Genomic DNA, 22,199 nt, shown 5'->3' on the forward strand with positions numbered 1-22,199 from the left:
CTTTCGAGCCCGCGCCCCGGGTTCAAATCCCGGCCGGGGCACCATAATCGCACTTCTCTCAACTCCACGCCCTTCTATCGTTGAGAGCCGCTCTAAAACGGCATCTTCAATGAAACGAGACCTGTTATAAGTCGCGCTGTCCAGGAGTTTGAGGACCTCTGGATCCAAAGTAATATGCACTGGAATTCTACGCCTTCTCGGCCTTCTTTGGGGCATATAAAGCACTCTCCAAGGTTCGTTTTGTGTGGCCACACATGGCCACATGTGGCTACACTGGAAAATTTGGTGCCCCATTGTTATAGCCATTGCGGTCATGAGGCTCACCAGATTTCCTCGACTTTCCCCATCTTGAAAAGCCAGAGTTTGCCGAGGTATTCCATTCTGTCAGTGAACTTCTTCGAGAGAATGTACGTGTGGTAAGCTCCTCTGCTGATGAAGCCAAGAGCCTCAAGCCTCTTGATGACGCGGAAGTAAAGATAATGCTTTTCGGGTGGGAAGAGGTCCTTGTACTCGTCCCAACCCATGCGCCCGTTCTTCTTGATGTACTCGACAATCTCCTCGGCCATCTTCCTGGCTTCCTCACTTTCAAAAACAACCTCGAAGACATCGCGAGGCTGAACCAGGACAGGCATTTTGATGGTCACAACCTCAGGAAGGCGCCTTCGTCTCGGCATACTCACACCACCTCAGTTATTAACTGCGACGGGCTTAAAATTATCATTTGAAACGCGGTTCGCGAGTTGGGGGTGAATACTGCACGGTGGTGCAAGTATTCTGGATTTGTGCCGTTTGTCCTTGGTCATTTGAGGAAGATGTTTTGGAAAGACGGATACTATACAGAGGCTGTTATTATCGCTGTTAACATACGTATGAAAGTTAACGCTCACCATTCCACCCCCGTGTCAATGCAAATAACTTCCTTTTCCTTGAGCTCAAGTTCGTCAATGTAAGGCTCCCCTCCAAAGAACTGTTCAACTGTCCAGCCACGCTCAGAGAGGTACTCTTCAACGATTCTTCTCGCCTCTTCCGCAGTATCTGCTACAACTATCATCGAAACATCAATGTTCTCATCTGCCACCAAAAACAACTTACTCACCGCCACCACGCTCCTCCTCGATAATCTTGAGTACGTATTTGAGTGCTTCAATCGCACCCTTGCGTTCCATAGGGTGTGTTCCGGGAATAGGCGTTACTGCAATATACGAAAGAGTCTCTTGTATTCTGCGTTCAATACGAGCTAATACCTCATCCACATCTTTTGCCGCCATCGCCCCGTCACCTCCCCCATACAGGGGCTGTTATTATTCTTCAATCCCTGCACTCTCCTTCACCTCACGCCTTGCCCTCATGACTGCGGTATAGATCTCACCGAGCGGGACCCACACGCAGCCATTCTCGTCCTCCTGGACTACACTGAAGTACTTCTCATAGTGGGCCTCAACCTCAGCCCTCGCGAGTTCATCAAGTTTATCCATGACCCTGTCCGCTTCGTCTGCCCAATCCCTCCAGTCCTCGACAAGAGTCCACGCCTCCTCGAGGAGAAGCCTGGCACCCTCGGGAAGAGTCTTGTACCGCGAAATCATGTGGAACAGTTTCAGCAGTTCAACCATGTCCTCCTTCAAGTCCGTGAAGGTCCTCACCTCAACCATGCACCTCACCCTTTTTCTCTTGAATATGCTCCTCTAACTTCTCGATCCACTCTATCCAATCCCATGCGATTCTTTGAATGCCCTTCAAATCGTACTCCACGCTCTTTGGAATCCTGTACTGCAGGGCCTCATCAGCAAGCTCGTAAATCGCGAGCAAGTCCTTGTACAACTCCTCAAAAGTCCTCATGCGGAACTCACTCACTGCCACCACGCTCCTTGAAGTGGCTGACGACTTTCCTGATCTTCTCAGAAAGCCCGTCTAGCATGATGTCCGCTTCTTCTATTGCTCGTTCCAGCTCCTTGAGCATCCCTAACTCTTCTTTAGTGAGTTCATTATTGAGATAGATTCTGCGCACGTACTCAAGCGGCTTGTATAGCATACCGCCCTCAAATTTCCTCGCGTATTGTTCCAACTTTTCCAACTCAAACTCCACGCCCCGTCACCTCCCCAATACCTCCTTCATTATCTTCCTCAGCTCAATGAAGTCCTCAGCAACCTCCACATCTTCAAGCGATATCACAGCGTACAAATCCTCCGCAGAAGTCCCCCCATACCTCCGCTCCAAATCAGCCCAAACCTCATCAACCCTGAAAACCACAAACTTCCCGCCAACCCAAACAAAGTAAAACAAAGGCACGCTAAACCTCCTCGCCAACCTCTTGAGCCTGAGAAACTGGTACCCATTCACCTCAAGCTCTCCAGCACTCCAAGCCTCCTGAGCCGTCCGCCAGCTCTTCTTCTTCAACTCGAAGGCAGCAACTGGCTCCCTCGACTCCTTACTAAAGAGTACTGAGTCAACGTCATAAAGTGCGAACTCGCCAGGAAACAGGTACTCAATCAAGTCACTGAAGAGGTACCTGTTCTCCATATCCATCAGCGAGCGCCGCATGTAATCAAAGAAAGGCTTGTAAATCGGCCTTCCAGCGTCCGCGGAAAGCTGAATCATCTCCGCCCGAGCCGCCACCATCAGAACCCCTCCACCTCGTGAATTACGAGGAGGACCTGCCCGCTCTGGTCGAAGAGCGCGCCGCAGTGGTGGCAGTACAGCGGAGCCCCTCTCTTGCCCTCAACCCAATGCCCGCAACGAGGGCAGCGCATCTTCACGTAGAGGGTATCGGCCCGGACGAAGGACTGCACCCTCATGACAACACCTCCGCGAGGGTGACCTGGCGGGACCGTGATGGAGTCGGCTTCGTCACCAGGTGCTCCCGAATCCAGCGCTCAAGAATCCTGAGCTCCATGTCCCACTCTTCTCTATACCCCGCACAGTGAAGCAGGTACCTCAGCTTTAACATGGCCCTAAACCCGTAATTCTCGCCAAGATAATCTAAGAGGGTAAAGAACCGCTCAAACCTCATGCGCTCGCCGAATTCCCTGAACTTTGACTTGTGACTGATTATCTCCTGGAGCCAGTACGTCCCGTCCTGGTACTGTTCGGAGTCTTTTCCGAGTGCGAGCCAGCGAAAGCGACCCGGCCCAACCTCTCCGAGATCAATGCGGACATAATCCCTCATGCCACAATCCCCTCCCTCGCGATCGCTAAGGGCCCGTCCCTGAAGACGAGGCCGTGGCGGGAGAGGTCGTCCAGGAGCGCGTGAGCATCGTCAATGTCGATGTGCAACTCCCGAGCCAGCTCTGAAGGGCTGACCCAACCCCGCCTGGCAAGCTCAAGAGCGCGGACGCGGAGGAGAGACCAGTCCCTCATGAGCGACCCTCCTCCACTAACCTGTATCCCCGAGAAGTGCTCCGGACTATTCCAGTCACTTTCGCCGCTTCAATGAACTCGTCAGCAAGCAAGAAGAACTTCTTCCGCAGTTCCTTTCTCGATACTGTCCCTTTCTCCCTCATGAACTCTATGATGTCTTTGTATTTCTCACGAACATAGTCTTTTGTCAGAACCTCAAAAGTTGCCACGTGGGCTCTGACCTTGATCCTGATTCCACGCTCTGTACTCTCTACGATATACTGCCCCCAACCTTTGTCTATTACTTGCGCCTCTCCTGTTTCCATAACCTTCTCTACTGCATTCTTGAGCTCACTGCCAAGAGGAAACGGTTTCTTGTAGAAACTATGCTGAACATACTCCACGACACGACCAAACATCAATTCCTCACTCATGCCCTCACCTCCCGGCGCTCTAAGAATTCGACAACTTCTTCTGGAGTCATCGGGCGTGGGAGCTTTTCGACGCGCTCTTTGACAAACAATGCAAGCTTACCCTCCTCATCCACGATCTCATGCGTCGACTGTTTCCCAAGCGCAATCCTCCTTTTTCCATTGATCCATCCCCACGTGATGTAACAATACCTTCTCATGCCCTCACCTCCCGCCTCTGGATTTTCTTCAACAGGTCTTCCAGCGCGTCCGCGTAGCCCGTCCAGTACTCCGCGCCGTTCTCCCCGCGAAGGTTGAGGGAGAACGCGGTTTCCCTAGCCGTCTCAATCTCCCGCTCGAGCCAGGTGATGATGTCAGGCGGTTCCTCGGCCCGCTCGAGGGCCCTATCCCGGGCCTTCTCCGAAGCGACCCAATTCCAAAAATCCACAACCTCAGACATCGGCCTTCACCTCAGAACCAGAGCTCAAGCTCTCCAGCCTCCTCAAGGTCTGAGACTGCAATATACCACCTGTTCAGGTCCGGCGCGGACTCGCCGTCCTCGTCCCTGAACCCCCTCCAGCGGTAGAAGCGGGCCCTGAACCTCTTCCTGATGCCCCAAACCTCGAGCTCCTCCCTGACCCACGCCGGGTCGTCCACGTAGACGGTCTCCCATACATTGCTGACGCTGACGAGCTCAATTCCCCTCCGCGAGGACTTCAGCCTGCACTCCGCAAGGGTTACCCACCCGGGGCCTGTTCCGGCCAGCTCTAAACTGCGTTCATCAAACAACACCTCAGACATCGGCCTTCACCTCCATGACGGGTGCGCGTGAAAACTCCCCCAAAACGCGCAGGGCAACGCGCCTGAGGTTAGAAACGAAAACATCACCCCAATCCTCCTCGTGTGCCTCCAGAACTGCCAGAACTGCCTGACGCCACTCGGTCGGGTCGATGTCCGCCAGGACCTTCTCCAGCTTCTCAGGGACCTTCTCTTCCAGGTACTTCTTCGCGTCCTTGCCGCGCTTCTGGTTGATGAGCGCCATGTAGTCGTGGTAGACGACCCTAAAGAACGTCTCAATCCAGCGCTCTGCGGCTTTTCCAGTCTTGAGCGGCTTGACTTCGGGGACCCTCTCCTTCGCGGCCTCACCGACCGCCAGGCCCTTTGCAGCCTTCAGCGTGTCCTCGCGGTAGAGCACGTAGTCAATGATGTCCGCGACCTGGCGGTCCTTCGGGCGCATGAGGACCCAACCATGGAACTCTTCCGCGATGTCCTTGGGATAGAACTTGCCTGGCCAGGTGTTGCGCTCGTTCTTCCTGACGACAAAAGCCAGCTTCATGAGGTCCTTGATCTTGCCCTCATCGCGGAGGCCGAGAACCTCAGCACAGAGGGCCTTCCAGCTGACGCCCTCGCGGGCGTTCTTGGCCAGCTCCTTGAGCTTGAGCGCGTCCTGGTATGACCTCACGGAGCGGCCCTGCTTGAGGGCCTCAAGCTCAAGTTCGAGCCTCTCGATCCTGGCGAGGAGTTTCTCGCGCTCCTCAAGAAGGGCCTGTTTTTCTTCCCTCTCCTGTTTCAAAGCCATCTCAAGTTCTTTGATACGCAGAATATACTTTGCCACCTCAGCATTAGAAGCTGCTTGAACCAAAGAAACGATGACGTCTGTGCGCGAGATACCGGGCCGAGTCATTTCATCGATCTGTTGGAGTACTGAATAAGGTAATCTCATTGAGACATGAATTGTGGGTTCGTCCCATTTTCGAGGTCTGCCTGTTCCTGTTCTCGGCCCGGTATACCTCATGAAGATCACTCTCTTGTAGTTTTGTACTTCTCCCACATGTCTAGAACAAGTTCTGGCCAGGAGATGCCACGACGTCGCTTTTCTTCTTCCATCTCTTTGTAGACTTCATAGGGGATCCATGCCTCAAACCTCTTTACAGGACCCTCGTACTTGCGAGGACGCCCGCTCATCGATATCACCTCAATTGTATGAATAAATCTTACGTAAGAAATATTCATACCAAACTATAAAATCCTTTCGGCATTATTTTTGGTCGAACGTTCAGTTCAATATGAAAATTTCATACCAAGTATGAAAATTGTTCAGAAGCTGAATTTTTGTGCTACAAAATTGGCACACGTTACTTAACTGCAGAGAAAAGGGAATGAATTTTGTAGCACATTAAACGAATATCAAAATCCAAGTAATTTCGGAGGAGAACGAGAACAAATCTCTGATATACTTTCTTCTTTTTTGGAGGCTATAGATATGTATATAACTAACTCTCTAAGATAGAATAAGAATAATGAGCGTTGGCTTTTTCGAGCAAGATTATTTCTTCGTCTGGTCTGAGAATCCGGAATGGTTTGGAGCTAAGCTTTGAAAGCAATTGCTTGCCTTTAGGACTGATTAAATCCTCAAACTTGTGGAATCCTACTAGCAATATCTCAAGGATAGAGCTTTCAGTTATTTTTAACTCTGTCCTGACCTCCTCTGGAATGGTTATCAGGCCACGAGAGCTTAATTTTGCAACCACGTATGCAGTCCCTAATATCTTGATTTCAGTCCTAGAAGTTTCAATCTTTCGGACGATGATCTCAACAACATCGTCCTTGGTTAACCCTAAAACTTCCCGATCTCTTTTAGGCAGGACTATTTGACCCTTCACATTTATCTTGGTATGAAACTTCGCTAGTGGTTCTTTGCTTTCTTTCATTGGCTCACCTCGGGAGTGCTGATTTTACGAATGGTTCTTACGGTATAATTGTTTAAAAGGTTTGAGAAATTTTCCCGTGTGTGGGATTTTTACCCGCCTCTGTGAGGTTCGTCCACAATACTTTTAATTTAGTTTGGAGTAATCTTTTCGTAAGGAATAGGGATAAGGTGATGCTTATGGGGCTCGGTGACTTCCTCAAGAAGGTTGGGGACGCAACTAAGAGGGCAATGGATCGCGCGGCAAAGGAGGCCAAATACCGAGCAAAGGCCCTTGAAATTAAGAGAGAAATTGCTGAAGCTGAACGGAGGTTTAGGGAAGAAGTTACACGAAAGGAATTCGAATCTAAACGGGAAATCCTTTCTCAGCTCAAGATGAGACAGCTTGAGGCTGTTTGTGCTGCTAAGGGTATTCCCACTTATCGAACACAAATCGTTAATGGAGAAGAACGCCGTTACAAGATACGAAATAAAGATGAGCTAATTGATGTTATAGCGGGTCATCTAACTCTTGAGGAAGTTGCTGAAGTTGCAAAGAGGTATAAAGTTAAGTCTCGTCATGTGGTCCAGCACTTTCAAAAGTGGCTTGAAGAAGCCAATGAAGCCCTAAAGGCCTTCAAGGCACAAAAACAGAGAGAGCTTGATGAATACAAGGCCCAACTTTTTGGAAAAGAGTCCGACGAGGTTGCCACTATCGAGCTTGAGGAGGAGACTGTTGAATCTCTAGGTGGAGAAGATCTTGAGGAGTACTCGCTTGAGGAAGCCGATTATCAGCCTGAGCCTGACATCGTGGACATTCTCTTTGACTTCGAACCTGAAACTGTACGGGATGAGGAGGATCTTGAGAAACAGCTTTACCAGTACCTCAAGGCACGCCTTGGAAGGCGTGTTGTTCGCCAGTATCCGGTTGGAGACCAAAAGATTGACATCGCCATTGATGGTAGAGTTGGAATCGAGATAAAGATTGCAGAGAGCAGGAGCAAGCTTCAGCGGTTAGTTGGCCAGGTCTTGGATTACGTCGAGTATTTTGATGAAGTCATCGCAGTTATCCTCGACGTTGGAGCTAATGTAAACATTGACAGTTACATCAAGAAGCTTCGCCAGCTTGGGGCTGAGGTTGTAGTGCTAGAAGGAGACATCAAGAAAAAAGGCCGCTCGAGAGAGATTATTATCAAGGATGCCAGGAGGAAGATAATAATACGATGAGGGTGTATCAAATGGATCTTTCAAATGGATTAGCTGCCCTTAGTGCTTATGGGGTATTACTGATAGTAAATAACCAGATTGCAAAGTTTGTTGAAGAACATCCACGAAAAGCCCATACCTCTCTTGAATCATTTATAAAATGGTCACTGATCTTTTTATTTTCTACATTTACTGGATTAAATTTAGCTTTTGCTAAGGTGTTGGGATATATCTGGTCATCAGGAATTTTGGCTGTAGATCGATCAGTTGAAAATTGGGTTATTATTTCGTTGATAGTACCTGTTTTAATGCCCCAATTGTTTTCATTCATGAGAGTGACCCCCAAGATTCCAAACACTTTTCATAGAACAATCCTTTCAGCATTGGTTGCTGGATATTTTTTGGACTTCTACTTAATTGCTATGTCAAATCAAGCGCTCAAGTTAAGCTTCAGGTACACCTTGGCAAATACTTTCGTTGTGGTGGTATGGTATTATTTGATCAAATCAAATTTGCCCAAGAAAAAGGAATCAGTACATAAATCTATCACTAACCTAAGAGACAGTGATATGAGGCAGTATGTCAAATGTAATTAGTCACAACTATTACTGTGAGGTGTTAAACATTGGTCTTTATAATAGCGGTAGATGAAAGTTATAACGCCGCTGCAATGGTTGTCATATACTACATGGATTGGGTTGAGATAGCAAAGGAATTTTGGGGAAACATTAGGCATTTTCGAGAGATAACAGAAAATAGGAACAAATATCTAGAGGAATTCAGGAAAAGTCTCGAAAAAGCAGGGAAAAAATATAATTTTGCAATTAGATATTATACTAAGATCGACCACTATTTTTGGGAAGAACTTGGGCATTATGGCCAATTTGCCTTGGAAATAATCGTAGATGATAAGTTATGGGGGGAGGTTGTAAGTAGATTGGGACATCTCCAAGTATCTATTGTCAAAGAAGGGGAAATTTCAAGTGAAATAGGAAGATTAAAAAAAGAGTTAGATGATGCCCAAAAGAGAAAAGATGTCCTTAAAATAGAAGAAATTAAGGGTGAATTAACATTATATCTTCTAAGAAGAATACTAATAACAATAGCCGATAATTACGTAAATCTCAAAAGAAGAGGTTTGAAACGTTAAGAAAAGGACAAAGAGATGAAGTCTTCAGTAAAAATATAAAGAGATAGAGATTCAAATATCCTGTAATATCTCTTAGCAGTGATATGGCGCTACTTTTGTTTTTTCTCCTCGATCTCAATCCCGTTTATCTTCATCATTCTCTTTATCTCCCTCCAGAGGGCTTTGAGTAGGATAACGTCGGTCTCGGTGGCTGCGTTCTCGTAGAGCATCTTCATGTAGAACCTCATGTTGTTGTAGATTTCCTGGTTGATGGTTGCCTTGAGGTTTTCTTCCGATGTTGTCTTGCTATCGTTAGGGTTGTTGTTCGTCCTATTATCTGGCATTTTTATGCTGATCGGCCCGTTGACAGCTTCTGCTTCCATACCCCTCACTCCTCGAACTCAGTCTCAAAGTCGGACTTCTTGAGCAGTCCACCCCACGTAAGCCCGCTCGCGTCGTCTATGCTGGCGATCTTCCTCTTCCCGCTCTTGTCGTAGATGTCCATCTTGGTCTTGTTGTAGAGCTTTGCGTTGGGGTTGATCTTGAGTGCCAGGTCGGTAGCCTTCGCCACCTGCCTGGCGAGGTTCATGTACGCAGCCCTCCAGGCGTCGCGGGAGGCTTTCATCTCCTTCCAGAGCTCGACTCTAAGGACGTCCCTCTCAAGGGGCAGGGCGATCTCCTCGCCGATGTGGTTGACTTCGAAAGCGCTGGCGTGGATGAGTATCATCTCCCTGCCGAACCAGACCTGGCTTTCGTGGACTCTGATGAGCTTCTGCGGCGGCCTCTTGCCGAATATCCTCCCGAGGGAGTACCAGATGCTGTCGAGCCAGTCGGGTGGGCGGACCTGGTAGAGTATTACGTACTCGTCGAGGTCCTTGCGCATGGCTATGGGGTAGCCTTTGGGCCTCGGCTCTTTGCCGTCGAACCAGACGATGACCTTCTGGTCGAGGTTGTAGATTTGGGCGAGCTGCTCGTTGAGCCTCCTCTGCTCTTCGAGCCGCTGGACGACGGCCTTCTGCACTTCCTCGTAAACGCCCCCCCTCTCGTCTTCATGGAGTGGGATAACCTCAACTTGGTCAAGAGCTCCTATCTGGACTTTCACCCTCTGCTTCTTCTTTTCCCTCCTAAACCTGTCAAACAACCCCATTTTCACCACCTCACAGGGTTTTGGGAACGCGATATTCAATGCTAAACGTGTATTCGCAATCTATCGAGAATTTACCCTTCCCGCGCCGGGCTTTTCTGATTCTAAACAGCTCCTCGAGGGAGCGGGGCTTCCTGCCGTTATCAAAGCGCTCGTCAAGAATCTCTTCGAGAAGCTCTGCATCTTTCTCCGAGGCCAGCCTGCCCACTATGCCGATGTGGGTCGCTCCCCTAACGAGGTCCTTGCTCAGGCCCGAGAGGTATTGGGTGCCAGAAACCAGGGAGATCTCCAGGGAGCGGCCTTCTCGGTATATCTTGTTGATGGCTGCTAAGCCGAGGGCATGCCTCGCGAGGTTCTGGATCTCGTCCGCTATGATGATTACTGGAATGTCCCACTTGAGGAGGAATTCGTCGGTGACGTAGCTCACGAGGTTGTGGAAGATGACGGCCTCTTCTTCCTCGCTCAGGTGGGAGTTCGCGGAGAAGTCTATGACATTGATTCTATCTGGAGTTAGTTTCCTGACGAACTCTTCTTTTGGGTCGCTCGTGAAGAGCCTGTCGCTCTTCAGCTTGGTCATAAGGGTTCTCAGGTTAGCGATCGTCCTGTCGCGGGAGTTCTTCAGGACGTCCTCGACGGTCTCGCCTGGCCTCGGCGGGTACTCGTTCCTGATGACTTCCTTCAAGAAGCGGTCAGGGTCTCTGATTCTCTTCTGGCCCCAATAGATGTCGAGGAGGCGCATGTAGTTGGTCTGAGTGTTCACGTACATGAACTTGATAAGGTCCTTCACCTCGAGGCGGTCGTAGCTGAGCTTCCCCTCGACCACTTGGACGTTCATACCGTTGTCCTTGGCTATGAGGCTTAGGTCCCTCGTGGGCCGGAAGACTATCCTGGTGGAGGGGTAGATCGCAGGCTTAAGCCGGTGCCTCTGGAACTGGTTGTGGTTTGCATCGACTTTGGTCATCATGCCCTCAACGTTGGGCCAGCCGAAGGCGAAGTCTCCAATCTTGCCAAGGAGTGGTCTCTTCCTGTAGTAGTCTTGTAGGTAGCTCTCAAGCCAGGGGTAGTTTTCTTGGAGGTAGTCGTAGCCGAAGTGGTCGACGATGTAGTTCCTGAACTCTTTGAGCTTCTGGACTTTTGGCTTGTCGTATTTTGCCTCAATGACTATGATGAGGGCCTTTCTGCCGTTCAGGTAGAAGTAGTCGTAGAGTCCCTCTGCAAGGGCCCTCATGATGCTGGTCTTTCCGTAGCCGCTCCTGCCGAGGAATAGGATGTGGCTGGCGAAGCCTGCTTTGTAGGGGAGGAACTGCGGCGCTCTGCTGCCGTCGTCGAGCCTCAGGCCTAGGTAAGGGCCGTAGTAGGCTTGGCGTATGTCGTTCATGCCGTATTGGGCTAGCTTTTCTGGACTGACCTTCTTCCGCAGGCGAGCGAGGAAGTCATCTGGAACCCACCAGTTCGAGTGTGTACTCTCCACTATCCCAAACCTCCGTGTCGTTTATTCTTAACAAAAATTAGGCCCCCACTGCACATTTTCTTAGGGAGCCTTAGACGGCTTTATTCCCCCAATGGAGCGTTTTCCTCCGTGTGCAGTTAACACCCCCTTACTGCCCACTCCTCCTCGGAGCGGACATTATAGCGGATACTCCCACCCTCTCTTTTTCCTGTACAGGCCGTATCCAATCAGCCCTACAACCACCAGGGCTACTACTAAGGTTTTGATGATGACAGAACCGATGAGGCGTTCTTTCTTTGCCTGCTCAATGTAGTCCTGCTCGCTCCCTTGCGCTGTCTCCTTGAGAAGGTTCTGAATCATAGTCCGGTACTCCTCGTTCTGCTGACTCAGAAAGTCGGCCTTGGCCTTGAGGGCGTTGTACTTGTCTGTGAGGTTCTTCAGTTCGGCTTTGAGCTCGCGGTTTTCTTTCGTGAGGTTCACGAGCTTTGTCTGGAGCTCGGCGGTGTTGGGCTGGTTCTTCAGCTGCTTTTCAAGCTCTGAAACGCGCTGCTTGAGCTTTGTGTTTTCGTCTTTGAGCTGTTGGACCTGTGCTTCTAGTTTCTTGTTCTCTTCTTTCAACGCTTCGAGATTATTTGGCTGGCCTGATGTTGGTATCACGACGTTGAAGAACTCCCTGCCTGTCACGGAGACAATGCTGTACTCTCCGGCCGCGTTGAATGAGATAGTCAGATCTTTGACTTTGATGAACTGCCCGTTCTTAAGAATTGCAATGACGTTAGTGCTGTTTTTAATGATTAATGCGATTTCTCCGCTGTTCCTGTCCGTGTCGAGTGAGATTATCAAGTTGTTGACGAGAATCTTGTCCCCTGGCCCGAGCTTGCCGTTCCAGCTGTATAGGGTTGTTGCCGAAACTGTGCTTAGTCCTAGTATACATAATATGAATATAGGCAAAAATTTCTTCGTATGTATGAACTTCATTCTGCATCACCTGTCGCGGATGATAATTTCGAGTTCTCTCGTGCTGGTTATGTTCACCCTTGCGAGTGGGGGAGTCTCAAGCCCTACTGTCACTCCGACGCCGTAGATGTGAATATTATCAATCGTGGCGTTCAGCGGGGCCCAATAGACGCCGTCTGTCGTTATGAAGAAGAATTTGCCTTTTGAAGCGTCGTAATCGACTGTGATGCTGTAGTTAATGTCTGTGATGACTAATTCTTGGTTTCCGTAGAGCTCGTAGTCGTACGTATACAGCTTCTCAGTCGAGTTTGTTTGGTTAGTCACGTTAGTCAGGTTTGTGGGGATTGGCACGGAGATGGTCTCGTTGTTGAAGTCAATGATGATGAAGCCCCCTTCCTGCCTAATGCAGCCGGCCGAGGCCGCTGTCCCTAAAATCAGAACTAGAACTGCAAGAACGCTCCAAGGCCTCATACTCTCACCCCAACAGCCCCTTCATCTTTACCGTGCCAGTTTTGCGATTGACGTAAGCGAAGCCTGCGAATACATTGTTCCCGCCAGCGTGCAGGTAGACCTCAAAAACCCAATACTTGTTGCTATCTTCCTCCTTTTCCGTGAGGCTCTTCTTCTCGGGCTCGAGGTAGTAGCTGGAGTCGTATTCTTTCAGCTTCTTGTTGTAGCTCGCGAGGTAGTTTCTCGCAATCTCGTACGCCTGCTCGGCGGTGATCGGGTAGTCCTCCACGTAGGCACCTTGGAAGACAGTTAGATGTCCGTCGGCCCACCGTATTGTGTCGTTGGTGAAGATGTAGCCGCTTTCAGGATAACCGAGCTCGTACAGTCTTTCTTTCAGCGGGTCGTGCTCGGCAAATGTCGAATAGCTGAAATGGAGCAAAAAAATTATGCTAACTAGCGAAAACAGGCGGAAAATAATTTTGGAAAATGAAGGAGAGGGGCGGTGGGCGTACATTTCGGCCCACCTCAACCGGTTATGGTCTTAGTCTCGTTCGCGTAGAGCTGGACGGTGCCGTTGGCCGGCACTCTGGCCATGTTGCTGCTCAGGTCATAGACTTCCGCGTAGACGTCGAGGTAGTAGTAAGTCGTGTCAGTGGTGTTGCTGTCGACGGTGAGCGTGTAGGTGTACGGGCTGACGTTGAGGGTGACGTTGCTGAAGGTCACGTTGGTCAGGTTGCCGTCTGCGGTGACTGCATAGAAGAGAACGACCTTGTCTATGGCGTCGTTGTCGCTGGCGTTGATGGTGATGGTCGCGTTGCCGGTCGTGGCGTTGTAGTCAATGCTAAGCGTAGCTGTCGGAGCGGTAGTGTCGCTCACGGTTATGGTCTGAACGTCGGTAACGAGCTCTCCGCCCTCATAGACGACCTTGACCTTGTAATAGACAGTATCGCCGAAGCTGGCCGGAATCTCGGCGCTGTAAGTACCGTTGGCGGCGGTGGCGTTCAGGGCGGTGTAGGTGGCGTTGTTCGGGTCGGCGACGTTGAGCGCGTAGAGGATCTCGACGCTGCTGATGTTGAAGTGCTCCTCGTTCGTCAGGCTGAACGAGACGGTCACGTGGCCGGTCGCCTGGTCAACACTCGCCTGCAGGTTTGCCACGGCGAGCTGGTAGGTAGTCTCTTCGCTGGTGTTGTCGCCGAGGTTCAGGATCACGCCAGGGCTGGCGTGCCCGCTGTACGCCCACCAGGCTATGGCCGCGAACAGCACCACAAGCCCGATTGTTACGAGCTGCCTTTCCTTCTTTCTCAACTTAACACACCTCCAAGGTCTTTAATCTTGTCAAGGAGCGTGGAAAGCTTGTCAATCCAGCCCGAAACGTCGAGCTTGTCAAAGAACGAAAGGCTGTTCAGCACAAAGTTAGAGACGCTGTCCGGCAGGTAGCCGGCCTTTGCGAGGTAGTAAATCCCCGCAACCACTATCGCGACAAATACGAGCGTTCTGATGAGGTTCTTGAGCAGGATGAAGCCCACTACTGCTATTATTCCGACTACAATCAGAGCGTTAACGTCCATACGCACTCCTCCCCCTCATGCTTAGTCCTGCGAGGATTCCAGCGATTCCGAAGCCAGTTACGCCCTTCACGAGCTCGAGGGCGGTTGCTTGTGGGTTTGAAGTTATTGCGAGCATTGCAATACTGCCAATGGTGAGGAACGCGGCCGCGTCCCACAGTCCCCAACTGTCCAGGTCTGCGATCCTGTAGACTGCGAGGCCGATTAAGGCCGATGGAATGAAGAGCGCCCAAAATCCCGTGAGGCCGAAGAGGCCGGCTACTGAAGTCATTGCGCCGCTGAAGTGGAAAATGCAGAGGAGGTAAGCGATGAGGGCTGCTGCAATCCTGCCGAGCATTGTGAGTCACCTCAGAGCAGTATTGCGATTAGGTTTGAGATGAAGGGCAGGCTGAAGGCTGTATCGAGGTATTTGCCCCCTGTCGCAACTGTGGCCGCAATCCAGAGGAACGCTACCAACTCATCATCTCCCGTCTCTGGTGCTACAATGTACAGTGCATAGGTCGCCGCGGCGAGGAGAACTCCAGTGTTGTAGGCTCCAACCGTCATTGAGATAGTACCTGTCATGAAGTAAAGTACTGCAACGAAACCGATTCCTGCGATTAGTAGGCTCATGATGACCTTGTTAACTCCATACTTTGAGCCGTAGGCGAAACCGAGAAACTCATAGTCCATTTTGTCGGAGAGCTTGTCCAGCACTTCGATGGCAATGATGACGTAGATTGGAGTCATGGCAACTGCTTCAACGTACTGGTTCACTGTGATGTTCTGGTCAGTGGCCCATCTCAGGACAAAGCCGCCTATCAGGCCTACCAGCACCAGTTTGATGAGATAATTCACGTTGTTCAACTTCTTCATATCAACCAAGAGCACCACCTCCGAGGAGTGTCGCAACGGCCATCTGGAAGAGCGAGATGGCCGGGAATATTGCCAGGTGTGCACCGCCAGTCACTATGGTCTCTGCAATCCAGAGCCAGAGGAGCCACTCGCTGGTTCCGGTATTCGGCAGGAGGACGATGAGAGCCACGAGGGCCGAAGCGACGAGGGTGGCTGGAGTTACCGCGGCGAGGTTCAGCGTGATGGTCCCTGCCAGGAGCCAGGTGAACATCATGAAGAAGACGAACACTGCTCCAAACGCGAATACGAGCTTTGAAAGCCCGCTCTTGCCCCTGCCAAGCATTCTGTTGTAGAGTTTGCCGGTATCGAGACCGTAGTCGAAGAGCATTGCGAGAAGTATTCCGGCGAGTGGAATGCTAGCGTAGGCGGCGTTGAATTCTGCTATCGTGACGCTCTTCTCCTGCGCGTACCAGGCGATTGCTGCCATTATTCCAGTGGTTGCTATTCTGAAGCCTAGCTTGTTGAAAAAGAAATTCTCGGCCCGTTCTCCAAACCCGGGCCGCTCCTCATTCTTGTTTGCGTTCCCCACTTTTCACCACCTCACCAAAACTTGAGCTTGTCAATAAGTCCCCCCAACAAGTGTTCCCCAACGAATTTGCCGGAGAACCATCCCACGAGGATGACCAATCCAAGGATCGAGCCTATTGGCCCAAGGAATTGTCTGCCGAACCAGGTAACCGCCGCTGCAATGATTATCACGAGGACATCCACAAGTGTCAATCCGAAGGGTAACTGTATCCCGTTCTGGAGGAATCCATAGATGTCAAAGTGTGGTTCGTACTGTTTTGCGAGGGCCTCAATGTTCTGCGCCTGCTCGGCATTCCATTCTGCATGCTCCTTGAGCCCATTGGTTGCTTTTATTGCTGCGTTAAGCCAGAAGTCGCCAGCATCTTCCATTTTTCTGGCATAGTTCAGCCAGTTAAGTGCCCACTTCCCGTCTTTGCCCTTTTTCACTTCGTCAAGATACTTGTCGAGGCCCTTCTCTGCATTCTCATATGCTGACTTTGCCCTCTTTGCGTACTCAATGCCTTCAGGAATATTCATTGTCTCAGCCTTTGCCCGGAGCTCGTCTGCCTGGAGTTTCTTCTTTTCAAGTTCCTGCTTGATGGTATTCACGAGCTGTTGGGCCGCTTGAATGTCTGCCTCAGTGACTTGGGACTTGTTTGTCAACCCAACGAGAGGCCTTATCCTGCTGTCCTTGAACGCGATCTCAATGTTTTCCTGAACAGAGACCTTTGGAACAACCATGTACCAGACGGGGATTTTGATTCCATCATCACGCGTGAGCTCGAGGTAAGCCAGGCCCGCGACAACGTAGTCTATTGTGTCGTTTGTTGAGGTGTACTTAACGGGTAGGCCTAGTTCATAGGAGGTGGTGAAGTCGGTCATTTTAGTGGACTTGGTGTAGGCTATTTCCCAAGTTTGTCCGCCTTTGATAATTCTCGCAACGGCAATCCTGAAGTCATCACCAAAAACTGGTGGTTTTCCGTTGATTTTTGTTAGCGGGTCAAAGTAATCTGGAACGGCTTCAAAGATGAACTTCCAGTTTGCCGTTGAGTCCATTACGTGGATTGGTGTCGCCATACTGATGACTTCAAAGTTAGACAGAGCTCCATAGAGCCGCTGCTGGAAGATTTGATACATTTCCACGTACTCAGAGTTCAACAGGCTCTTTGGGGCACTTGCAGTTAAATTGCCCCACTGTCCAAAGTCGGGGACTCCAGAGGTGTGCATATAGGCGCTAGTGGTTTCGCCAGTAACGTCTGTGTCGACTATGTCCGAGAGGATATAGCATGTTGAAGTGTTACTGTCATAGACATGCTCCTTACTTCCAGCAAGGTTGTCACACTCTGCTTGACTGTCTGCGGTCTTCCACTCCCACATTTCTCTTTGTGCATCAATCTCGACCCCGATTTCAAAACGTGGCACTACTGCGTTTGTTAGGTTGTGATATACTGCCCTGTTGAAGGTTCCGGAGTAAACTGCGCTTTTTACGAGGTATGCGTAATCATCAGGCACTTTTAGGACGGTTCCAAGAACAAATTCGTCACCGTTGAGGAGGGGAACGTCGTCTCCAGACCATGACCACGTCCTCGTCCAGATTTTCTGCCCGGTTTCAGTGTTTATGACGTAAACTTTAACACTGTGCAGGTGCAAGTAGGCCCAATCTGGTTTTTTCTTATCGACAGTTATCTTGATTTGGACTGGAAACGCACTGAAACCGTAGATTTTGTCTGGACCGTACACTTGAACCTTCAGATCTCCGAGCGACCCTGACTGCTGGTAGTCATAGCTCACAAAATCACTCATCAGCATCTGCGTGTACTTGGCGAGCTGCTTGTACGCTTCCTGCTGTGCCTCCTTGGAGAGCTTTAGCCACTCTTCATAGTCCCTTCCATTTACTACATCTTCCGTTGTTGCGTTTTTATTGGCGGTTTCTCCTAGTGTAGTTGCTTTTTTCTCCTCTCCCCCACCGTGAGTTACACCGTATGTAATCCCTGCCCCTGCAAGAAATGCTATTACCGCTACCACAAGAAGCACTGGAACCAAGCGATGAATTACAAATCTCTTTAGTTTCTTTGTGTTAATCTCAAAAAAGGGTGTAGAAATCGGGAGGTTGATATTCATATGCTCACCTCCTCCTCAGCGCCCAAACCACTCCTCCAAGGACGAGGAGGCCCGCGAGGACGTAGAGTATCGTCTTTCCGCTGTTGCTTCCGCCGCCGAAGAGCGTGAATCCTGAACCCTCAGAGATGCTCACTGCAACCTTGTCGGAGAATACGGTAGCGTTGCCCTGCATGACGGCAACGTTCAGCTCGTAGGCGTCGTAGGTGAGGTCTTCCGGCACGGCGAAGGCTATTGAAACATCCTTTTCAGTCAATGGAGCAACGCTGATGCTCTGGTTTATCTCGCTCGGCAGGAAGCCGCCAGAGACCTTGATGGTGTAGTACTGGACATCGCTCGATGGGTTCTTGAGGTGGAGCGTGATGACTCCCTCGCCGCCTTTCTCGACGGTAATGGTCTTCGTCTTGAGGGTAATCGCAGGGTTCACCTGGATGGAGTAGACGGCAGTCTTGCCGTTCCAGGTGAGTTCAAGTGTATAGGAGCCTTCACTCGGGACATTGACCGTGAAAGTGTGGGCCTCATACGGACTGAAGGCATAAGAATCGCTCCAGACTTCATTGCCTTGGCTGTCCTTCAGAACCGCAGTGATTAGATAGCTCTGTCCAGAACTTTCCGAGATGCGAAGCTCATTCGTGCCCACTTGCCACTCCGAGGGCATCTGGACGCTGAACGGGAGCGGCTCGACGGTGTAAGTCACCTGCTTGGTCGTCGTGTAAGTCTTTGACATAATGGCGTCGTTTGATGTGAGGGTGATAGTGAAGCCGTGGGTTCCCACCGCGCCGGCCTTGAACTTGATGCTAATTTGTGTCGGGCCGCTTATGTCGCCGAGATAGTATTTCCCACCCTCGGGCGAGATGACAGAGCCGTCCTTGCGGACTTCTATAACATCAGAAAGGCCGGAAATACTCAAGTAGGTGTTATAGGTCGCGGAAGTCTGTATTGGGCTTAGGGTGAAAGTCAGCTCGTAGATAGTGTTCTGGTAGGTCTTAATCTCAGCAGGGAAGTTTTCGAGCTTGAAGGCGGCCAAATCGGGATACATCTCGACTGAAACGGTCGTGTCGCCCTGGACGTCAATCGTTTTAGTAACGCTCCAGTAGCCCTGCTTCTCGAAAGTCAAGGTGTGAGTGCCCCTCGTGAGCTCCAGCGTCCCGCCGTCGTCAATCGTGCCCAAAACCGTATCTCCTTCTTTCACCGTTACGCCGCTTAGGCTTTGGCCCGTGAAACCGTCTTTTATGCTGAACTGAACGTTAAAAGCCGAGGGTATAACATCAATCTCATTCACAACCGTAAAGCCCGATTTAGATACTACCGTATTCTCATCTCCAAAAATGACCATCGTGGCCGCTCCACCAGTATAAACGTAGTTCCAGTAATCGTAGATTTTCAAAGCTATTCCCGCATGCTGGACTAGACTGGTCTGTAATCCCTTATTCGCCGAAACCCCGAACGTTGCTTTTGAACCAACCGCCGCAATACCAAACCACGTTGAAGTGTCAGACCAATTATAGATATCCATGTTTGGAATCCCGTAAACACCAACCGCCTCGTCGCCTGTGTCATCAGTCCTCAAATCAAAGCCAGCAAAGGCAACCATTGTAACATTCGAAAGCGTTACTTCTCCTATGAAAGTGTTACTGCCAATCCAACTTGCCCCCTTCACGATACCAAAAGCGTAAATCTTCGTAACGCCAGGAAGGCCATCAATATAGTATTCCTTCGACTGGGGTGTATAAGTGATATCCAGCTGAGTCATTACGCTGTCAAGGGCTATCTGAAACTGCATCTTGTTAGCCCTATTGTAGATGAAAAGAGCGTATAAGTCCTCTAGCGTTGAAACGCTCATTATGTAGTCAATGTAGTTCTCCCCCGGCTCGACCTGGACGGTTAACGTGTTTCCAGATGGTAGCCAGACACTGGAGACCTGAACAGTCGTAGCCGTCTTATTGACCGTGTCAAGATAGTATTCACGAATAATGAACTTATACGCCGTTGTTTCCGCCTTAACCGGCACTACTGAAACGCTCAACATGCCGAAAAGCACCAACAAAGCCAGCAGAACGCCAAATTGCTTCATTTTGACCACCTCAAATTCAAATTATTAGCGGAATGTCTCTCAGACTCTCGATTATCGCACCATTCAGAACCCCCAAAACCGACAGAAGTGTCATTATTATCGCGAGTATTATTTGCTGAATCACTCCACCTCCCATTTTTCATCACCCTCCCACGCTGTAGTCAATCCCGATGCCGCCCACGAGGGCGAGCAGAAGCGCGAGGTTCTGAACACTGTTCCTCAGAGCATCAAGAAGAGCCGCGCCGTTCGCCTGCCAGAGCGCAGCAATGAACGCCAACAGCATCATGTCATACAGTAGAACCCTCCAGCCGCTCGTGAAAGGCTCGATGAGGGCAACTGCCTTTGAGCCCTTGTTCGTCAGCGCCCAATGAACCAACAGCCCGCCGACTGCGCCGAGCGCGAGCGCCCCTTTCGTCATTATGGGCCAAGCTATGAAATACCACGAGATTGCTATTAGAACAAAGAGAATCAGTTGGACGAGGCTGCGTGGCTTCATACGGCCGTCACCTTTACCTTTTTGAGGCGAGAAACTTCAGCTACAAGTTGCTGCTTCTTGCGAGTGACGCGGATCAGTTCTCGCTGTGCTGCGTCAATCTGCTGCCTAAGCTTCTCAGCGTACCTGTCAAGGGCTTCAATCTCCCGAGCAATCCCGTCCACATCAAGAGACTTCATACTACCGCCTCCGGAGTTTTCGACGGCCTCATCGCCGTAGCTCCAGCCCATCCACCGGAGCTTGCGGCTCGGCCCTGCTGTGAATTTGAGAGAAGTGATTTGAGCGGAGGAAGGCCCATCCTACTTTGAGATTGGAGAAAAAGCGTTTATAAGCAAATAAGAACATTTTAAGCTTAAATTAAGCGTAAAGATGAAAATGAGATTAATCTTTGAGAATGTCCTCCGGCCTGGTGTTGCCGAGCTCTATCCTGTAGAGTTTTAGTACAGCCTCCCTGAAGACCTGGTTGATGCTCGTTCCTTTCACCTTCGCGAGGGCTTTTGCCCTCTTCTCAACCTCAGAATCAATATATATTCCGCGAACAAACCGAGACGATTGGGCCATTCCTCCGCTCACCTCCTCAGCTTTTCAAAAAGCTCGAGCTCGGCCCGCTTCAGCTCGCGCAGGCCGAGCAAATACTCCAAGTGCTTTTCCACATCACCGCGCCAGGCCGGCATTGAAATCCAACTGTGGAGCTTCGCCCTCCAGCCGCCCCTCTTGAGCGTCTCGATGTGCATTTCAATGTCCATGAGCTGTTCCTCCACGAGGCGCCAGGGGCGGAATATTGCGTCATAAAGAAAACTAATGAAATACAGGGTAATGAGCCCGATGAGTGAGAGTCCAATCGCGTGGTTAATGAGTTCCACATTCATTTTCCACCCTCCAGCACGGCTTTTAGGTCGTCAACAACCGCAGAATACCACTCGTCGGCTAGGATCTCGAGGTTCAGGTAGTGTTTTTCGAGAACCCCACGCTCGGCGCGGCCCTGAATGAAGTTGATGACTTCAAAGGGGCACCCTTGCCTTGCTAGGAACGTCGCAAACCACTCCCGCACCGCCGAGGCCGAAAACTGGACGCTCTTCTCAGTGTTTCTGACGGCACGAAGCTTGACGCGGAGCCTGTTCTTCACGTGCTCGTAGTCGAGAGGAAGCTGCTCAAGTTCTGAAAGCGCGAAGTCGCGAGGCAGGTAAGCATAGAAAGCCTTTTTCTGGCCTTTATGGCGGTGTAGCGGGTATTTTGCTATGTTCTTATGCTCAGGTGGCAAAATTAGCTTCGCAGGGTCATACTCATTGAAGAGCTCGACCACGGCCCTAAGCCGCAGGCCGGAATAGACGAGGGCTTTGTAGATAGCCGCGAGAATGGCGTCTTTCTGCTCATAGTACTCCAGAGCGGCCCTAATCTGCTCGTCTGAAACATTCACCTTCCGCGGCTGGACGGGCTTGGTCCAGATGATTTCCTTCAGATCCAGATGCTGCTCGCGGGTTATTACTCCCCTGCTCTTGAGGAAGTTCACAAAACTCCTGAGGGCCTTCGTGATGTGCCTCTTATATTCTACTGACATTAGCGCCTCCTGAAGATCCTCGTAGCTTTGGATTGTGTATGTTGAGAAAAACTTCTCAAGGGTGGCAGGGTAACGGCGCTTCGTTTCCTCTGTGGCAACTCTAAGGGAGAGCCATTTCTGGTAAGCCTCTTTGTGAAGAGACCAAAGCGTATTCAGCGGCATTTGGGAGGAGGACTGTAGCTTTCGAGCCCGCGCCCCGGGTTCAAATCCCGGCCGGGGCACCA

General features: G+C 50.5%; 38 protein-coding genes. 3 read left to right on the top strand and 35 right to left on the bottom strand.

Annotated elements, in window-relative coordinates; translation table 11 throughout:
- From E3E36_RS12910 to E3E36_RS10905, 17 genes are all read right to left on the bottom strand, one after another.
- On the bottom strand, positions 1–324 hold a 324-nt coding region (locus E3E36_RS12910; protein ID WP_206203600.1), incomplete at its 3' end, for a hypothetical protein.
- A complete protein-coding gene (locus E3E36_RS10830; protein WP_167712281.1) occupies positions 321–674 on the bottom strand; it encodes a hypothetical protein in 354 nt (117 codons plus the stop codon). The genes E3E36_RS10830 and E3E36_RS12910, both read right to left, overlap by 4 nt.
- A gap of 209 nt (positions 675–883) precedes the next feature.
- Positions 884–1,102: a hypothetical protein gene (locus E3E36_RS10835; RefSeq protein ID WP_167889336.1), complete on the bottom strand. Its 219-nt coding sequence runs from the start codon at positions 1,100–1,102 to the stop codon at positions 884–886.
- The gene (locus tag E3E36_RS10840; RefSeq protein WP_167895466.1) at positions 1,089–1,268 is read right to left on the bottom strand and encodes a hypothetical protein; all 180 of its coding nucleotides are present in this window, start codon (positions 1,266–1,268) and stop codon (positions 1,089–1,091) included. The genes E3E36_RS10835 and E3E36_RS10840 overlap by 14 nt, the downstream gene beginning before the upstream one ends.
- A gap of 33 nt (positions 1,269–1,301) precedes the next feature.
- A complete protein-coding gene (locus E3E36_RS10845) occupies positions 1,302–1,640 on the bottom strand; it encodes a hypothetical protein (RefSeq protein ID WP_167895467.1) in 339 nt (112 codons plus the stop codon).
- 1 nt (position 1,641) lies between these two features.
- On the bottom strand, positions 1,642–1,857 hold the full coding sequence (locus tag E3E36_RS10850; RefSeq protein WP_167895468.1) for a hypothetical protein: 216 nt from the start codon (positions 1,855–1,857) through the stop codon (positions 1,642–1,644).
- Positions 1,844–2,083 (bottom strand): hypothetical protein, encoded by a 240-nt coding sequence (locus E3E36_RS10855; RefSeq protein WP_167712319.1) that lies wholly within the window; start codon positions 2,081–2,083, stop codon positions 1,844–1,846. The genes E3E36_RS10850 and E3E36_RS10855 overlap by 14 nt, the downstream gene beginning before the upstream one ends.
- A 6-nt stretch (positions 2,084–2,089) precedes the next feature.
- A complete protein-coding gene (locus E3E36_RS10860) occupies positions 2,090–2,617 on the bottom strand; it encodes a hypothetical protein (protein WP_206203601.1) in 528 nt (175 codons plus the stop codon).
- Positions 2,617–2,793 carry a hypothetical protein gene (locus tag E3E36_RS10865; RefSeq protein WP_167895469.1) on the bottom strand — a complete coding sequence of 59 codons (177 nt, stop codon included), beginning with the start codon at positions 2,791–2,793 and terminating at the stop codon, positions 2,617–2,619. The genes E3E36_RS10860 and E3E36_RS10865 overlap by 1 nt, the downstream gene beginning before the upstream one ends.
- Positions 2,790–3,164: a hypothetical protein gene (locus tag E3E36_RS10870; RefSeq protein ID WP_167895470.1), complete on the bottom strand. Its 375-nt coding sequence runs from the start codon at positions 3,162–3,164 to the stop codon at positions 2,790–2,792. The genes E3E36_RS10865 and E3E36_RS10870 overlap by 4 nt, the downstream gene beginning before the upstream one ends.
- Before the next feature lie 187 nt (positions 3,165–3,351).
- The gene (locus E3E36_RS10875; RefSeq protein WP_167895471.1) at positions 3,352–3,768 is read right to left on the bottom strand and encodes a hypothetical protein; all 417 of its coding nucleotides are present in this window, start codon (positions 3,766–3,768) and stop codon (positions 3,352–3,354) included.
- Positions 3,765–3,965 carry a hypothetical protein gene (locus tag E3E36_RS10880; RefSeq protein ID WP_167889342.1) on the bottom strand — a complete coding sequence of 67 codons (201 nt, stop codon included), beginning with the start codon at positions 3,963–3,965 and terminating at the stop codon, positions 3,765–3,767. The genes E3E36_RS10875 and E3E36_RS10880 overlap by 4 nt, the downstream gene beginning before the upstream one ends.
- Positions 3,962–4,204: a hypothetical protein gene (locus tag E3E36_RS10885; RefSeq protein ID WP_167895472.1), complete on the bottom strand. Its 243-nt coding sequence runs from the start codon at positions 4,202–4,204 to the stop codon at positions 3,962–3,964. The genes E3E36_RS10880 and E3E36_RS10885 overlap by 4 nt, the downstream gene beginning before the upstream one ends.
- An 11-nt stretch (positions 4,205–4,215) precedes the next feature.
- A complete protein-coding gene (locus E3E36_RS10890) occupies positions 4,216–4,545 on the bottom strand; it encodes a hypothetical protein (protein WP_167895473.1) in 330 nt (109 codons plus the stop codon).
- Complete coding sequence (locus tag E3E36_RS10895; RefSeq protein ID WP_167895474.1) at positions 4,538–5,359, bottom strand: hypothetical protein; 822 nt, start codon at positions 5,357–5,359, stop codon at positions 4,538–4,540. Before E3E36_RS10895 ends, E3E36_RS10890 begins: the two co-directional genes overlap by 8 nt.
- Before the next feature lie 185 nt (positions 5,360–5,544).
- Positions 5,545–5,709, bottom strand: coding sequence for a hypothetical protein (locus tag E3E36_RS10900; protein WP_167769450.1), 165 nt, complete (start codon positions 5,707–5,709; stop codon positions 5,545–5,547).
- A gap of 308 nt (positions 5,710–6,017) precedes the next feature.
- On the bottom strand, positions 6,018–6,455 hold the full coding sequence (locus tag E3E36_RS10905; protein ID WP_167889322.1) for an AbrB/MazE/SpoVT family DNA-binding domain-containing protein: 438 nt from the start codon (positions 6,453–6,455) through the stop codon (positions 6,018–6,020).
- Between the two features lie 176 nt (positions 6,456–6,631).
- Here E3E36_RS10905 and E3E36_RS10910 point away from each other — a divergent pair, with 176 nt between their 5' ends.
- Genes E3E36_RS10910 through E3E36_RS10920 form a run of 3 tightly spaced genes read left to right on the top strand, consistent with a single transcriptional unit; the run spans position 6,632 to position 8,786 of the window.
- A complete protein-coding gene (locus E3E36_RS10910) occupies positions 6,632–7,657 on the top strand; it encodes a hypothetical protein (RefSeq protein WP_167889323.1) in 1,026 nt (341 codons plus the stop codon).
- 11 nt (positions 7,658–7,668) lie between these two features.
- Positions 7,669–8,232, top strand: coding sequence for a hypothetical protein (locus tag E3E36_RS10915; RefSeq protein ID WP_167712254.1), 564 nt, complete (start codon positions 7,669–7,671; stop codon positions 8,230–8,232).
- 29 nt (positions 8,233–8,261) lie between these two features.
- The gene (locus E3E36_RS10920; protein ID WP_167889324.1) at positions 8,262–8,786 is read left to right on the top strand and encodes a hypothetical protein; all 525 of its coding nucleotides are present in this window, start codon (positions 8,262–8,264) and stop codon (positions 8,784–8,786) included.
- Positions 8,787–8,875: 89 nt separating this feature from the next.
- Here the strand turns inward: E3E36_RS10920 and E3E36_RS10925 are convergent, their stop codons facing one another.
- The 18 genes from E3E36_RS10925 to E3E36_RS11010 form a co-directional block, all read right to left on the bottom strand.
- Positions 8,876–9,148 (bottom strand): hypothetical protein, encoded by a 273-nt coding sequence (locus tag E3E36_RS10925; protein WP_167889325.1) that lies wholly within the window; start codon positions 9,146–9,148, stop codon positions 8,876–8,878.
- 5 nt (positions 9,149–9,153) lie between these two features.
- Complete coding sequence (locus E3E36_RS10930; RefSeq protein ID WP_167895475.1) at positions 9,154–9,912, bottom strand: hypothetical protein; 759 nt, start codon at positions 9,910–9,912, stop codon at positions 9,154–9,156.
- Between the two features lie 10 nt (positions 9,913–9,922).
- Positions 9,923–11,380, bottom strand: a complete 1,458-nt coding sequence (locus tag E3E36_RS10935) for an ATP-binding protein (RefSeq protein WP_167895476.1) — start codon at positions 11,378–11,380, stop codon at positions 9,923–9,925.
- Positions 11,381–11,536: 156 nt separating this feature from the next.
- The gene (locus E3E36_RS10940; RefSeq protein ID WP_240911856.1) at positions 11,537–12,310 is read right to left on the bottom strand and encodes a hypothetical protein; all 774 of its coding nucleotides are present in this window, start codon (positions 12,308–12,310) and stop codon (positions 11,537–11,539) included.
- Between the two features lie 33 nt (positions 12,311–12,343).
- Positions 12,344–12,787 carry a hypothetical protein gene (locus tag E3E36_RS10945; RefSeq protein WP_167769444.1) on the bottom strand — a complete coding sequence of 148 codons (444 nt, stop codon included), beginning with the start codon at positions 12,785–12,787 and terminating at the stop codon, positions 12,344–12,346.
- A 4-nt stretch (positions 12,788–12,791) separates the two neighbouring features.
- Positions 12,792–13,205, bottom strand: a complete 414-nt coding sequence (locus E3E36_RS10950) for a hypothetical protein (RefSeq protein WP_240911857.1) — start codon at positions 13,203–13,205, stop codon at positions 12,792–12,794.
- Between the two features lie 86 nt (positions 13,206–13,291).
- Positions 13,292–14,071: a hypothetical protein gene (locus tag E3E36_RS10955; protein WP_167889330.1), complete on the bottom strand. Its 780-nt coding sequence runs from the start codon at positions 14,069–14,071 to the stop codon at positions 13,292–13,294.
- The gene (locus tag E3E36_RS10960) at positions 14,068–14,334 is read right to left on the bottom strand and encodes a hypothetical protein (RefSeq protein ID WP_167889331.1); all 267 of its coding nucleotides are present in this window, start codon (positions 14,332–14,334) and stop codon (positions 14,068–14,070) included. The genes E3E36_RS10955 and E3E36_RS10960 overlap by 4 nt, the downstream gene beginning before the upstream one ends.
- A complete protein-coding gene (locus E3E36_RS10965; protein ID WP_240911858.1) occupies positions 14,324–14,602 on the bottom strand; it encodes a hypothetical protein in 279 nt (92 codons plus the stop codon). Before E3E36_RS10965 ends, E3E36_RS10960 begins: the two co-directional genes overlap by 11 nt.
- A gap of 77 nt (positions 14,603–14,679) precedes the next feature.
- Positions 14,680–15,147 carry a hypothetical protein gene (locus E3E36_RS10970; protein WP_342764410.1) on the bottom strand — a complete coding sequence of 156 codons (468 nt, stop codon included), beginning with the start codon at positions 15,145–15,147 and terminating at the stop codon, positions 14,680–14,682.
- Positions 15,148–15,187: 40 nt separating this feature from the next.
- Complete coding sequence (locus E3E36_RS10975) at positions 15,188–15,754, bottom strand: hypothetical protein (RefSeq protein ID WP_206203602.1); 567 nt, start codon at positions 15,752–15,754, stop codon at positions 15,188–15,190.
- Positions 15,755–15,765: 11 nt separating this feature from the next.
- The gene (locus tag E3E36_RS10980) at positions 15,766–17,853 is read right to left on the bottom strand and encodes a hypothetical protein (RefSeq protein WP_167889328.1); all 2,088 of its coding nucleotides are present in this window, start codon (positions 17,851–17,853) and stop codon (positions 15,766–15,768) included.
- Between the two features lie 4 nt (positions 17,854–17,857).
- Positions 17,858–19,924, bottom strand: coding sequence for a hypothetical protein (locus E3E36_RS13250; RefSeq protein ID WP_240911859.1), 2,067 nt, complete (start codon positions 19,922–19,924; stop codon positions 17,858–17,860).
- Between the two features lie 142 nt (positions 19,925–20,066).
- Positions 20,067–20,300 carry a hypothetical protein gene (locus tag E3E36_RS10990; protein WP_240911860.1) on the bottom strand — a complete coding sequence of 78 codons (234 nt, stop codon included), beginning with the start codon at positions 20,298–20,300 and terminating at the stop codon, positions 20,067–20,069.
- A gap of 116 nt (positions 20,301–20,416) precedes the next feature.
- On the bottom strand, positions 20,417–20,647 hold the full coding sequence (locus E3E36_RS10995) for a hypothetical protein (RefSeq protein WP_167889334.1): 231 nt from the start codon (positions 20,645–20,647) through the stop codon (positions 20,417–20,419).
- Between the two features lie 151 nt (positions 20,648–20,798).
- Positions 20,799–20,990, bottom strand: coding sequence for a t26-2p (locus E3E36_RS11000; protein WP_342764411.1), 192 nt, complete (start codon positions 20,988–20,990; stop codon positions 20,799–20,801).
- Positions 20,987–21,280 (bottom strand): hypothetical protein, encoded by a 294-nt coding sequence (locus E3E36_RS11005; RefSeq protein WP_206203603.1) that lies wholly within the window; start codon positions 21,278–21,280, stop codon positions 20,987–20,989. The genes E3E36_RS11000 and E3E36_RS11005 overlap by 4 nt, the downstream gene beginning before the upstream one ends.
- Before the next feature lie 2 nt (positions 21,281–21,282).
- Positions 21,283–21,975 (bottom strand): integrase, encoded by a 693-nt coding sequence (locus E3E36_RS11010; protein WP_167895479.1) that lies wholly within the window; start codon positions 21,973–21,975, stop codon positions 21,283–21,285.
- Between the last annotated feature and the right edge of the window lie 224 nt (positions 21,976–22,199).

It is taken from the genome of Thermococcus sp. M36 (genome assembly GCF_012027355.1).
In the GTDB taxonomy this organism is placed as follows: domain Archaea; phylum Methanobacteriota_B; class Thermococci; order Thermococcales; family Thermococcaceae; genus Thermococcus.